At 53.5% G+C, this 15,704-nt stretch carries 1 protein-coding gene; it reads left to right on the top strand.

What is annotated here, in order from left to right; genetic code table 11:
- The first annotated feature begins 10 nt into the window (after nucleotides 1–10).
- The gene (locus HHL17_RS22105) at nucleotides 11–15,667 is read left to right on the top strand and encodes a non-ribosomal peptide synthase/polyketide synthase (RefSeq protein ID WP_169226961.1); all 15,657 of its coding nucleotides are present in this window, start codon (nucleotides 11–13) and stop codon (nucleotides 15,665–15,667) included.
- Nucleotides 15,668–15,704: the final 37 nt, after the last annotated feature.

Raw genomic sequence — 15,704 nt, 5'->3', positions numbered from 1 at the left:
AATACAACATATGATTGAGGTTAATTTTAACAAGGCAATAGCGGTAGTGGCAAAGGCCCGGGCACAGGGAGTCATACTTTTTCTGGAAGATGGTAAAATCAAATTCCGGACACCGAAGGACGCAGGTATTACACCGGAACTGCTGGAAGAGATTAAGCTGCACCGGGATGAGATCAAAACATTGTTGCACCAGTCCATCTCCGCAGAAACGGCGCCCATCACAGCTGGTGCGGCTGCCGGCCACGCAGGCGTGCGGCTGTCCTTTAGCCAGGAGAGGCTCTGGTTCATTGACCAGCTGGAAGGAAGTGTTAAATACCATATTCCCATTGTGCTGAAGCTCAAAGGCAGCCTGCACGTTGCATCGCTGCAACAAGCCCTGCGCGCCATTGTGGACCGGCATGAGGTATTGCGCACCGTGTTCAGGGACAACACCGGCATCGCTTCCCAGCTGGTGCTCGATAAAGATGCCTGGCAGATGGATATCATTACGGCGCCGGAATATTATCATGATCCGGCTGCGTTAACACAAGCCATACAAACGATTATCGATACCCCTTTTGATCTGGCGGCCGATCATATGCTGCGTGCCAGCCTGATCACGCCGGGAACCGGAGAGTACATACTGGTGGTGGTGATGCACCACATCGCGGCAGATGGCTGGTCAACCGGCATCATCGTGCGGGAACTGGTGGAGCTGTATCATGCCGGCGTGTCCGGCGCAGCGCCACAGCTGCCGGCCATGGAGATACAATACGCTGACTATGCTGTATGGCAGCGTCAGTACCTCTCCGGTGATACACTGGCCATGCAGTTAGGGTACTGGAGAGACCAACTCTCCGGTACGCCGGTACTGGATTTGCCGGCGGATTACCCGCGACCGGCTGTTCAGAGCAGCCGGGGTGCTGTTATTACGTTTAACCTTGACCGTGATAAGGCCGATAAAGTGAAGTCTTTTTCCCGGCAACAGGGCGTTACCATATTTATGACGCTGCTGGCAGCTTTTAAAGTACTGCTGTACCGCTACACGGGTCAGGAGGATATCTGCGTAGGCACGCCGGTAGCTGGTAGAACACGGAAAGAAACAGATAACCTGGTAGGATTTTTTATCAACTCACTGGCATTGCGCAGTGACCTGTCCGGTCATCCCTCTTTTATCAACCTGTTACAGCAGATAAAACAAACTACGCTTGCGGCATACGACCATCAGGAACTACCTTTTGAGAAGATAGTGGAAGCGGTGGTGAAGGAAAGGGATATGGCCAGAAATCCGTTGTTCCAGGTGATGTTTGCCCTGCAAAATACGCCGGCAGCGCCGGAACTGGAATTGGGCGGTGTTACGTTTTCCTACATGGACACAGCCCACACCACCACCAAGTTTGATCTGACCTGTTCTTTTGAAGAAACAGCAACTGGTTTGGCCGGAAGGATGGAATACTGCACAGATCTTTTCAGCGCAGCTACCATCAATGCATTGATTGCACATTTCAAAGAACTGTTATCATCCATCATCGCAACGCCGGAAGCCCGGATTGACCATCTGTTGTTGTTAAACAAAGCGGCAGAACAAGAATTACTGGAGACCTTCAACAATACCCATGCAGATTTTCCAAAGGACAAAACGGTACTGGACCTGTTCCGGGAGCAGGTGGCCGCACGGCCGGAAGCTCTGGCGCTGAACAGCGCTGACGGAGCATTGTCGTATCGTCTGCTGGATGAACGTTCCAGCCGCCTGGCCCACTACCTGCAACTGCAGGGTGTTACAGCCGGCAGCCTTGTGCCGGTTTGCCTGGAGCGCTCCAATGATCTGGTGGTGGCCATGCTGGCGATTATCAAAACAGGTGCTGCGTATGTACCGGTAGACCCTTCTTATCCGGCGGCGCGCATCCGCTTTATGCTGGAAGATACCGGTGCGGCTATTGTCATTTGTAATGACATCATCGCCTCCGGCATAGGAGAGAAGATACGGGCGGTAATCCCCGCACGGGAACAGGCGGAGATCGATCAGTGCCCGGCCGCGGCGCCTGCTGTAACACCTGTGGCTGATGAACTGGTGTATGTGATTTATACTTCCGGTTCTACCGGTCAACCCAAAGGCGTGATGATACCCCACCGCGGGCTGGCCAATCTGGTGCATTGGCATAATCATGCGTTTCAGGTAACCGCTGACAGCCGCGCCACGGCTGTTTCCGGCATCGGCTTCGATGCATTCGGATGGGAGATCTGGCCTTACCTCGCCGCTGGTGCTTCAGTCTTCCTGGTGGATGACGATACCCGCATCTTCATACCTGCTTTGGTGGAGCTGCACGTAAAGGAACAGATTACGCATGCTTTTATTTCCACCGCGCTGGTGCCTGCGTTTATACAAGCGGGCGAAGAAAAGATAACGGGCCTGCAATACCTGCTTACGGGTGGCGATAAACTGCCTGCAACGGATGTGTCGCGGTTGCCTTATAAATTGATTAACAACTACGGCCCAACGGAGAATACAGTGGTTACCACCAGTTATGAGCTACTGCCCGTTAACGCAGAGATGACACCGCCTATCGGCCGCCCGGTCAGCAATACACGCCTATACGTACTGAGTACGGCTGGCGCTATCAGCCCGGTTGGTGTGGCTGGCGAGATTTGCATCGCTGGTGCAAGCCTGGCCAAAGGGTATTTAAACCTACCGGAGCTGACGGAAGAAAAATTCACTGTCAGTGCTGCTGGTGAGCGGATTTACCATACCGGTGATCTGGGCCGCTGGCGCGCAGATGGAACGATCGAATACCTGGGACGTATAGACGAACAGGTGAAAGTACGCGGTTATCGTATTGAACCGGGAGAAATTGAAAACCTGCTGACCTCCTGCAACGGCGCTAAACAGGCGCTGGTACTGGCCAAAGCGGATGCCGCAGGACATAAAAGACTGGTGGCCTATGTTGCGGCAGATGACACCTTCGATAAAGACGCGGCGCTGGCGGTAATAAAAAACCGTTTACCGGAATATATGGTACCCGCCGCGATCACGGTATTGGAACAGTTACCATTAACGGCCAATGGGAAGATCGATAAAAAAGCATTACCCGAGCCGGACATAAACATCCTGCCTGTTCAGGGCTATGTGGCACCCCGCACCAAAGCTGGTCGCGATATGGCGCAGATCTGGCAGGAACTGCTGGGCATAAAACGGGTAGGGCTATACGATAATTTCTTTGAACTGGGGGGCGATTCGATCATCACTATACAAGTGGTGAGCAAAGCAAGGAAAGCCGGGCTCAGGTTGCATCCGCGTGACCTGTTCCAGCATCAGACCATCGAACGGCTGGAAATACTATTGTCTGAAAACAGGGAACAGGTGCTGACGGGCGAGCAGGGACTGCTGACAGGGGAGAGCGGATTGATACCGGTGCAGCGCTGGTTCTTTGATAACAACGCCGCCGCTGCAGGTCATTTTAACCAGAGCGTGCTGGTGGGGATTGATAAGAAGATAACACCCGCCCGTTTGTCGGCCGCTATCAAAGCGCTGGTACGCTACCATGACGCGTTGCGTTTTGTGTATCATACAGATGAAAGCGGTTGGCATCAGGCATATGGTACCTATGAAGCCGGGCTCACCGTGGAAGATTGGCGTGCAATACCCGAAGGAACACTGGCGGACCACATCACGACGTATAGCCGTACACTACACCGTACGCTGGATATCACCAAAGGAATACTGGTACGCGCTGTGCTGTTGGAGACGCCGGATGCTGAAGCGCATAACCGGTTGTTGATCGTTGTGCATCACCTGGCGGTAGATGGTGTTTCCTGGCGTATTTTACTGGAAGACCTGGAGATACTGTTGCAGGACGATGCAACAGGATTACATCTCGATAAAGGGAATTCATACCGTCAGTGGTATGAGGCGCTGGTAGCTTATTCAAGTCAACGGCGGTTGACCACGCAGCTGCCTTACTGGGAAAAAATCAACCAGGAAGGCCGCCTGGCTGCCTTGAAAGAAGCGGCGCCTTTTGACGGCAAGGTGGCAGCGGCTGAATTCAGCAGTATAGAAACCAGGCTGGATGCCGGGCTGACACGGAGCTTGTTGCAGCATGCGCCGCAGGCTTATCATACGGAAATTAATGATATCCTGCTAGCTGCTTTGGCGCTGGCCGTAGGTAAATGGAATAGTGCGGACCGTGTATGTGTCGGACTGGAAAGCCATGGCCGGCATGACATTGGCGGCATGGACATCAGCCGTACGGTGGGCTGGTTCACCAGCTTATACCCGGTGCTGCTGGAAATAGGACAGCACCAGTCACCCGGCGCAGTGTTGCGTACTGTAAAGGAACAATTACGGTCGGTGCCGGATAAAGGCATCGGCTTCGGTGTGTTGAAACAATTATTGCAAACACCTTCGCTGCAAGGCAATGACCCATGGGAGATTGTATTCAACTACCTCGGACAGTCGGACCATGTGGTAAGACAGGACAGCGTGTTGAGCCTGGTAGGCGAGTCTGCTGCTCCTGGTGTGGGCGATGAATACGTGATGCAGGAAAAACTGGGGATCAACAGCATCGTCAGTGATGGCTCCCTGGTATTGAATTGGTCTTTCAGCACCCGGCATTTTCAGGCACAACAGATACAGGCCCTGGCCAATGAATATATCCTGCAATTACAGCAGCTGATCGCGGACTGCCTCGTACAGGAGGTCTCTCTTGTCTCGCCATCAGACTACGGACTGCAGGGCATTATGACCATCAATGAACTGGACACATTTCTGGATGCTGCCCACACCGGTATTTCACGGCGTGCGCAGGTCTCCGGATTGTATCGCTTAAGCGCGCTGCAGGAAGGTATGTTGTTCCACAGCCTGTATGACCAGGCAGGCGGCGCATATATCGAACAGTTTGGCTGTGATGTGCTCAACGTACAGACAGATGCGTTCAAAGCAGCGTGGGAGCACCTTTTACAGCGGCACACGATCCTGCGCACCGCCTTCTTTAGCGATGAAGCTGCCATTCCGTTGCAGGGCGTTTTCAATGAGGCGGTATTACCATTTCAGTTGCTGGATTACAGCGGAATGGATGAAACGGCGCGTCAGCAGGCAGTTGAAGCGTTTGCCCAACAAGATGCCAGACAGGCGTTCGACTTTAAAACAGCGCCGTTGATGCGTATTGCGCTGATCAAATTGACGGATAACCGTTACCGTTTGTTATGGACTTTCCATCATATCCTGTTTGATGGCTGGTCTGTTCCGGTTTTAATGGAATCGTTGCTGCACGCATATGAGGCAGCGGTAAAAGGTTTGCCGATGCCGGAAGGCGCGGAAGACCGTTACGAAGACTTTATCCGTTACCTGGAAACGCGGGATGATGAAAAAGAAGAACGATACTGGCGCCGGTATATGGAGGGCGTAGAAGACGCTACCCTGCTGCCTTTTGTCCGTTCCGGTACAGAGCGTACCCGCGAAGCCGGCTTATATAAAGACCATATACTGAGCCTGGATGAAACGTTGACAGCAAAGATCAATGCTTTTGCCCAGCAGCAGCATGTGACGGTCAATACCCTTATGCAGGGCGTGTGGGCGTTGCTGTTGCATCACTATACCGGACAAGACCACGTTACCTATGGCGTAACAGTTTCCGGTCGTCCCGAGGATTTATCCGGCGTGGAGCAACGCGTAGGGATGTACATCAATACCATTCCATTGCATGCGGAAGTTTCCGGGGATAAAACGCTGGGAGCATGGCTGCAGGAGCTGCAGTCCGGTCAGTTGCAGAGCCGCGAATATCAGCATACAGGCCTGGATACCATTCAGCACTGGTGCGGTATTGCGGGTGATCTGTTTGATACCCTGCTGGTGTTCGAAAACTATCCTGTCAGCAAAGTGCTTGAAGCGCAATCCTGGCAGCTGCAGATAGAAAACGTGGCGGTACAGGAAAAGACCAACTACCCGCTTACCATCCTGGTGGGCGCTGGAGAGACGATCAACATTCGTTTCAGTTATAATACAGCGTTGCTGACAGATAATTACCTGCAGGCCATTGCCGGGCATTTTGAAACATTGCTGACCCAACTGCCGGCAAATGTGGGTAATCAGTTGCCGGCTTTGCCATGGCTGACAGCAGCGGAAGAGCGGTTGTTGCATACATTCAATGATACAGCGGTGAAATGGCCGGAACAAAAAACACTGGTAGACCTTTTTGCCGCACAGGTTGACCGTACGCCTTTGTTGACCGCCGTAGTGGACGAGCAGTCCAGTCTGACTTACCGTGAGCTGGACGTTATCACCAATCAGCTGGCGCATTACCTGAATAGCAAAGGCGTAGGCGCGGAAACGTTAGTGCCGGTATGCCTTGAACGATCGCTCGATATGATCATCGCCATCGTAGCAATTCTGAAAGCTGGTGCTGCGTATGTGCCGGTAGACCCGACCTATCCGGAAGAAAGGATCTTACATATACTGGAAGATACCAACGCGGATATCATCCTGACAGATCATACCGGTTTTCACGCCATACCGGACAACTTTACCGGAGCGGTGCGCCTGGATGAAATACAGGCAGTACTGGCCATTTATCCGGATACGCCGCCTGCACAGGTGGTACGGCCTGGACAACTGGCTTATGTGATCTATACTTCCGGTTCTACCGGAAAACCGAAAGGGGTGATGAATGAACACGCAGGGGTGGTGAACCGCCTGTTGTGGACCCAGAAATATTTTAGCCTCAACGGAGATGATGCCATTTTACAGAAGACAACATTTTGTTTTGACGTATCCGTATGGGAACTGCTGTGGCCACTCATCTGCGGCGCGCGGCTGGTCATGGCCATCCCGGATGGCCAGAAGGATACCGGTTACCTGAAAACGGCCATCGACCGTTATGGTATCACCACCATCCATTTTGTGCCCTCGATGCTGCATATCTTCCTGGAAGATGTAACGCCGGAGGATGTTCCGGGACTGAAAAGAGTGTTGTGCAGCGGGGAAGCGCTGAAACCGCAACATGTGGGCCTTTTCCGCGAAAAGATCCCGTATGCCGGCCTGTATAACCTCTACGGCCCTACGGAAGCAGCCATCGACGTTACCTGCTGGCATGTGCCGAATAATTTGGCAGAAAATGAAGTAGTGTCTATCGGTCAACCGGTAGCGAATACACAATTATACATCCTTGATAAGGCCGGAAATTTACTGCCACCGGGCGTTTTCGGTGAATTGCATATCGGTGGGGTGCAGGTGGCCCGTGGCTATCTGAACAGGGAAAACCTTACGGCAGAGAAATTTGTCAGTGATCCTTTCAGTGATGGCCGGTTGTATAAAACGGGCGACTGGTGCCGCTGGTTGCCCGACGGCAATATAGAATACGCTGGCAGGATAGACGACCAGGTGAAGATCAGGGGATTCCGGATTGAATTGGGCGAGATAGAAAGTGTGTTGCTGGAAAACGAGCAGGTCAGCGAAGCCGTAGTAGTCGCAAGAGATGCGGCCGACGGCAGCAAACGCCTGATCGGTTACGTAGTGCCGGCAGGAGAGATAGACCGGTCCGCAGTATTGGATGAACTGAAGCGCCGTCTGCCTGAATACATGGTACCGGCAATACTGATACCGCTTCCCGTAATGCCGCTCACCGCCAGCGGGAAAATCAACCGGAAAGCATTGCCCGCACCGGATGAAACCTTCCTCGCGTCAGCAGCCTATGTGGCCCCGGGAAATGAGACAGAACAAGTGCTGGCGAATATCTTCCAGCATGTTTTAGGAATATCCCGTGTAGGCGTCAACGATAATTTCTTTGCCTTAGGAGGCAACTCACTGTTGTCTATGCGACTGGTGGCAGCGGTCCGGAAACAGTTGCAGCTGGAACTGCCGGTGAAAGCCGTGTTCACGCATGCTACTGTTGCCCTGCTGGCAGCACATCTCCTGGAACAGGAACATGCCGCTCCGGTATTACCTGCAGTGGCGGCTGTTTCACGGCCTGAAAGGGTGCCGTTATCGTTTAGCCAGGAACGTTTGTGGTTTATCGATCAGCTGGAAGGCAGCGTGCAATATCACATTCCGGTGGTATTGCGGCTGAAAGGAACACTGGACAAGGGGGCGCTGGCATCTACGCTGCAAACCATTATCAATCGCCATGAAATACTCAGAACGGTCATTGCACAGGAAGATGGTGTGGCCTGGCAACGGCTGCTGGACCGCGACCAGTGGCAGCTAACGGTGACGGATGAACCGGTTTACCACGAAGACCCGCTGGCATTGTCCTCCCTGGTACACTCGCTGGTACAGGCGCCTTTTGATCTCGCTAAAGACCATATGCTGCGGGCACACCTTGTCGTGCTGTCACCTACGGAACATGTGCTGGTAGCGGTGATTCACCATATCGCGTCTGACGGATGGTCTTCTGCCATTATCGTAAAAGAGCTGGTAGACCTTTACCGGTCTTTTGTCCACCAGGAAGTAAGCACGTTGCCGGAACTGCCATTGCAGTATGCGGATTATGCGATCTGGCAGCGGCGTTACCTGACAGATACAGTGCTGTCGTTGCAGCTGGACTACTGGAAAGAAAAACTCGGCGACGTAGAGACGTTGCAGTTACCAACTGATTATTCCCGTCCGGCTGTACAGCGTAACCGGGGCGCGGTTGCATGGTTCCGGCTGGATAAACAGTTGACAGCTGATCTCCGGTCGTTGGCGCAGCAACAGGAAGCCACCTTGTTTATGACGTTGCTGGCGGCATTTAAAGCGTTGTTGTTCCGCTACAGCGGTCAGGAAGATATCTGTGTGGGCAGCCCTGTTGCCGGTCGTACGCGGCAGGAGACGGAATCGCTCATCGGTTTCTTTATCAATACACTGGCATTACGCAGTTACGTAGATGGGGAACAGTCCTTTAATAGCCTGTTGCAGGCGGTGAAAGAAACGACGCTCAACGCGTACCAGCACCAGGAAATACCTTTTGAAAAAGTAGTGGAAGCGGTGGTGAAAGAGCGCGATCTCAGCAGAAGCCCGTTGTTCCAGGTGATGTTTACCCTGCAGAATATGCCGGAAAGCACATCGTTGGAACTGGAAGGTTTACAGCTGGCAGCGGAACCCTTGTCTTACGCTACAACACAATACGATCTTAGCTTTACGCTGGAAGATACCGCAGAAGGGCTGCGGGGCAGCGTGGAATATTGCACGGACCTGTATGTGCCTGGTACCATAGACCGTATGGTACAGCACTTTGAACAGCTGTTGCACAGCCTGGTGGCATCGCCAACAGCCAGTCTTGCATCACTGCCTATACTGGGTCCGGAAGAAGAGGCGCAGCTGCTGTATGGATTTAATCAAAGCAGCCAGGCCGCTCCGGAAACAGACAGTAAAACATTGGCTGACCTGTTTGAAGAACAAGCCAAACGTACACCGGCCGCTACGGCGCTGGTGTTTGGAAATACCGCGCTTACCTACCAGGAGCTGGACGAACGTGCCGGCCAACTGGCAGCGCAGCTGGCGCGTCATGGCGTTGGTGCGGGTACGTTAGTGCCGTTGTGTATTGACCGCTCCCTGAACATGATGGTGGCCATCCTGGGTATCCTGAAAGCCGGCGGGGCTTATGTGCCGCTGGACCCGCAGCATCCCGCCGACCGTATCGGCCGTATCCTGGAAGATATGGGTGGTGACCGGCTGATAGTAACCACACCGGAGCATGCACATCTGTTCCCGCCGAAGGCGAAATTATTGTTGCCCGATGACTGGAACAACCCGGCAGGAGAGGAGTATGAAATAAACGTGGCAACAGCCGAAGATACAGCCTATGTGATCTATACCTCTGGCTCTACCGGTGTTCCTAAAGGCGTGGTGATCCCTCACGCAGCGATCGTCAATTTTATCGTTCACCGCAGCCGTGATTTTAGTATAGACGTTACCGATAGGGTATTGCAGTTTTCCAACTATTGTTTTGATGCATCGGTGGAGCAGATGTTCCTGCCGTTGGTGAATGGCGCCGTGCTGGTGATGATACCGGAAGCATTGCGGCTGGACCGGCAGGAGTTTGAACTATTGCTGGAACAAGAGAAAATTACGCACCTGGATACTACACCTGGTTTCCTGGCATCCATTACGCCGGGCAATTATGGGGCATTGCGCCGCGTGGTTTCCGGTGGTGAAGCGTGCAGCCTGCCGCTGGCGGCTGCCTGGGCACTGCATGTGGCGTTTTATAACGAATATGGCCCTACGGAAACAACGGTAGTAGCCACCGCATACCATTTCCAATTGCAGCAGACGGTAGGCACAGAGATGCTGCCTATCGGGAAACCGTTGACCAACGTACGTACCTATATACTCGATAGTACCCGTCGTCCTGTGCCAATAGGTGTGCCCGGAGAATTATTCATCGGTGGCATACAGGTGGCCAAAGGCTACCTCAACAACCCGGCCCTCACCGCAGAGAAGTTTGTCTATGATACCTTCTCCGGTAATAATGATAAACTATACCGCACCGGTGATCTGGCGTGCTGGTTGGCCGATGGAAATATCGTCTACCTCGGTCGTATAGATGACCAGGTGAAACTGCGTGGCTATCGCATAGAGTTAGGAGAGATAGAAAACGCGCTCCTGCAACATCCGGAAATACGCGAAGCCGTAACGGCCGTTAAAGCTGATAGCGCCGGCCATAAAAGGTTGGTGGCTTACCTCACCGGGGAACGGCTGCCCGACCGGGAAGTGCTGTCTGCCTTCCTGCGCGACAGGCTGCCGGAGTATATGGTGCCCGTACAATTTATTCAGTTGTCCGCCATACCGTTGACCCCTAATGGTAAGGTAGATAAAAAAGCGCTGCCGGTACCGGATGTGGACGCACTGAGCGGGAACGCTTTTGTAGCGCCACGTAATGAAGTCGAATCCCAACTGGCCGCCATCTGGCAAAGCCTGCTGAATGTGCAACAGGTAGGCATATACGATAACTTCTTTGAGCTGGGCGGTGATTCCATTATCACGATACAAGCCGTCAGCAGGGCAAGGAAAGCAGGACTGAACCTGCATCCGGCCGATTTGTTCAGGTACCAGACCATTGCCGGTCTTGCTGCTATGCTGGCATCCAAACAGGATACGCCGGACAGCCATGCTGAACAGGGCCTGCTGACAGGCTCCAGTGGTCTGTTGCCGATACAGCACTGGTACTTTGCCCATACCGCTGATATTACGGGAGAAGCTCATTTTAACCAGGCATTGTTACTGGAAGTGGACAAAGCGGTGGAGGTGAGTACGCTGGAAGCGGCCATAGAAAGGCTGGTACAGCATCATGATGCGTTGCGTTTTACGTATACGGCACACCGTGACCAATGGCAGCAAACGTATGGCACTCATAACGGCACGCTGGAAGTCATTGACCTGCGGGAGGAAACAACAGATACCCTGCCGTCAGAAATCACTACCCGTGCTGAATACTACCAACGCAGCCTGCATCCGGAACAAGGCATTGTGGCACGTACCGTTTTCATGACTACACCGGATACCGTTTCTCACAACCGCCTGCTGATCGTGGTACACCATCTTGCCATTGACGGTGTTTCCTGGCGCATCCTGCTGGAAGACCTGGACCAGCTGCTGAAACAAACCACTGCACCGCTTCCGCTGAAAAGCAATTCCTACCGCCAATGGCAGGAAGTGTTGACCGCTTATGGCCAGCGCCCTAAAGTGCAGGCGCAGCTGGCATACTGGCAACAGGCAATAGCAGGCTTCACACCACTGCAGGGCGACAAAGCCTTCGACGGCGTTGTGACCATCAGGGATACGGCCAATCACGTAGTACGATTGAATGCCGGACAAACCCGCCGCCTGCTGCAGGATGTTCCCAAAGCATACCATACCGAAATAAACGACCTGCTGTTGTGCGCGCTCGCCGCCACGTTGCAGGAGTGGAGCAATACGGAACAGGTTACCATCGGACTGGAAGGCCATGGCCGCGAAACTATCGACGCCACCACAGATATCAGCCGCACCGTAGGCTGGTTTACCAGTCTCTATCCCGTGAAGCTGTCAACCGGTACCGGCAGCATCGGCGAGCGGCTGAAGACTATAAAAGAACAATTACGCCATGTACCTGACAAAGGTCTCGGATATGGTGTGTTAAAATACCTTCAACAGGAAACGGCCTTGCAGGGCAACGATCCATGGGATGTTGTATTCAATTACCTCGGTCAGACCGGCAATATCGCCGCAACAGACGGGCTGCTGCGTATGGCAGCAGAATCTCCGGGCGCTGCGATTGGCAGCGACTTCCCGCTGACAGAGAAAATTGCGGTGGACAGCATGATACAGGATGGAGAGCTGGTGCTTCGGTGGAAATACAGCAGTCAACATTTTACAGCTGCTGCCCTGGAGAAAATGGCCGCCGCCTATATCAGGCACCTGGAAGAGCTGATCACGCACTGTGCAGACCGCACGGCGCCGGCGTTCACGCCATCCGATTTTGGCCTGGGACGCGAAATCACTGTAGCGGAACTGGACACTTTCCTGGATGCTACAGCCCATCGTGGCAGGATCAGTAGCCTGTACCGGCTTACAGGGCTGCAGGAAGCCATGTTGTTCCACGCGTTGTACGATGAAAACTCCAACGCCTATATGGAGCAGTTCACCAGCGACCTGTTGAACCTGAACGAAGCAGCCTTTATTCAAAGCTGGAACCTGTTGTTGCAACGGCATACCGCCTTACGCAGCGGCTTTCATGCTGATGAATTCAGTATCCCTGTGCAAGGTGTTTACCAGGATGTACAGCTGCCGGTGGTATTACAGGATTATCGCGGTCTTACACCGGAAGAGCAGCAGGAAGACCTGGCAGCTTTCCTGGAGGCCGACCGTAAAAGAGGGTTTGACTTCAGTCACCCGCCACTGATGCGGCTGGCGCTTATCCGCCTGGAGGACAACCGTCACCGCATGGTATGGACTTCTCATCATATTTTGTTTGATGGATGGTCATTGCCACTGATACTGGAAGATCTGTTACGGATATACGAAGCGGTGGTGAAGCAGGCGCCTTTGCCGGCATTCACGGAAGACCGTTATGAAAACTATGTCCGCTACCTGGAGCGCCAGGACAAAGAGCAGGAAGAAGCTTTCTGGCGCAATTATATCAAAGATGCCACAGATGCCACCCTGCTGCCCTTTATCGGTGCTGCGGAAGCCCGCAACGCCGGCGTAGGCAGTTACCGGCAGGAGTTGCTGGAGCTGGACGAAGCAGCCACCCGCAATATCAACCGTTTCGCTCATCGTCACCGTATTACGCCAAATACCATCATACAGGGCGTATGGTCGTACCTGTTATACCGCTACACCGGCCGCCGGGAGGTTACCTTCGGCATCACCGTGTCTGGCAGGCCGGAAGGGCTGCCGGGTGTAGAGCAGGCGGTGGGGATGTATATCAATACCCTGCCTTTATGCGCCGTCATCGATCCGGCTAAACCAGTGACCGGATGGTTGCAGGAATTACAGGCATCGCAGCTGCAATGCCGCGAGTACCAGTACACACCGCTGGATGATATGCAGCGTTGGACCGGCATTACGGGAGATTGGTTTGACAGCCTGCTGGTATACGAAAATTACCCCGTGAGCAAAATGATGGCTGCACAGGAAGGCGCACTCGGCGTAGAGAATATTGTGGTACATGAACAGACCAACCTGCCGCTGGAGATACTGGCTGCTGTGTCGGATACCATCCGCATCACCCTGCGCTACAATGCAGACCTGTTGGCAGATACTTATATTGCCGCTATCCGCGGGCATTTTGAAGAGGTGTTGTTGCAGATGACCGCCAACGACAACATACAACTGCATCAACTCGATATACTAACGGCAGCAGAACGGATACTGCTGACTGAAACACTGAACAGCCGTAAAGTGGCCTTCCCGCAGGAGAAGACGGCCGTGTCCATTATCCGTGAGAGAGCGGATATGATGCCGGATGCCACAGCCATCATCTTCGAAGGAACGGAGCTGACTTACCGCATGCTCGAAGAACGTTCCAACCAGGTGGCGCATTACCTGCAAAGCCTGGGCGTGAAAAAAGATATGCCTGTGCCCATCTGTATAGAGCGGTCACCTGAGATGGTCGTCGGTATACTGGGCATCCTGAAGGCCGGCGGCGCCTATGTGCCGGTAGATACCGCATATCCGGCGGAAAGAATTGCCTTCCTGCTGGAAGACGTGGAAGCTACGGTGGTATTGAGCAGCCTGTTGCTGAAGGAAAAAATAACGGCTATCACCAACGCCCGCGTTATTGCGTTGGATGATCGCCGCGAAGAAATCTTCCGCCAACCTGTGGCTGGTTCGTTGCTGCTGCCATCTCCTGCCGACCTGGCTTATATCATCTATACCTCCGGTTCCACCGGCAAGCCTAAAGGCGTGCTGATAGAACACCGGGGCATGTTGAACCATCTCTATGCGAAAGTCAATGATCTCCGGCTGGACCATCGTGCGGTGATTGCCTTCACGGCTTCCTATACTTTCGATATCTCGGTATGGCAAATGATGGCTGCATTGCTTTGCGGCGGTACCACCATCATCTATTCCGAAGAAACGATCCTGGAACCGGAGCAGCTGATGCGCGCGGTTGACCGCCAGCAGGTGACCATCCTGGAACTGGTGCCTTCTTATCTGGCAACGGTATTGCAGGAAAACATCCCCGTGAAACTGGATGACCTGGAATTCCTGCTCGTAACCGGTGAAGCGGTCAGTCAACAGGTGCTGGCACAATGGTTCATGCATGCGCATTACAACCGCATCCCGGTCGTGAATGCCTACGGTCCTACGGAAGCATCAGACGATATCTGCCACTATATCATGTATGAGACGCCGGCACAATCTAACATCCCGCTGGGATATCCGATACAGAACCTCAACATCTACGTGGTGAATGAGGCCATGCAACTATGCCCGCCCGGCGTGCCCGGTGAGGTATGCGTTTCAGGTGTAGGAGTAGGAAGAGGCTACCTCAAACGCCCGGAATTGACAGCCGAAAAATTCATCACCGATCCGTTTATAACGGGAATGGCTGTACGGATGTACCGCACCGGTGACCTTGGCCGCTGGCTCCCTGATGGTACGGTAGAATACCTCGGCCGTATGGACGATCAGGTGAAAGTACGTGGCTTCCGGGTGGAACTGGGTGAGATAGAACACGCGCTGCAGCTGCATGAACAGATACAGCAGGCGGTGGTGGTGGCCCGTGCGGACCGCAAAGGCCACAAACAACTGGCGGCTTATGTGGTCACTACTGATGCCTACCATCGCGATGACGTATATGCGTTCCTGAAAGGCCGCCTGCCGGAGTATATGGTGCCGTCCTGGCTGGTGCCGCTGGAAAAGCTGCCGCTGACGGCCAACGGTAAAATAGACCGTAAGGCATTGCCGGCGCCGGATGAAGTACAGGGATGGTCGTCACAAACGTATGTTGCTCCGCGTAATGAAACGGAAGCCCAACTGGCCACTGTCTGGGAGGAATTGCTCGGCGTGGAAAAAGCAGGCGTGAAGGACAATTTCTTTGAACTGGGCGGCCACTCACTGCAGGTGATACGGCTCACGTCCACTGTCCGCAGGCAATTTGGTGTGGAGGTAAATGTCAGGACCTTCTTCCAGCTGGCTACCATCGAACAGCTGGCACGGTACATCCGGTTAAATCTTGATCAGCCTCCGGCAGATGATGATGATGATGATAATCTCGAAACCATCACCCTATAAAGTAGAACCCCATTAATTCTTTTCATTATTCAAACAA

It is taken from the genome of Chitinophaga fulva (genome assembly GCF_012927205.1).
Taxonomy (GTDB): Bacteria; Bacteroidota; Bacteroidia; order Chitinophagales; family Chitinophagaceae; genus Chitinophaga; species Chitinophaga fulva.
The sequence above is the reverse complement of the archived record's forward strand: the minus strand, read 5'-3'. Positions and strand labels throughout refer to the sequence as shown.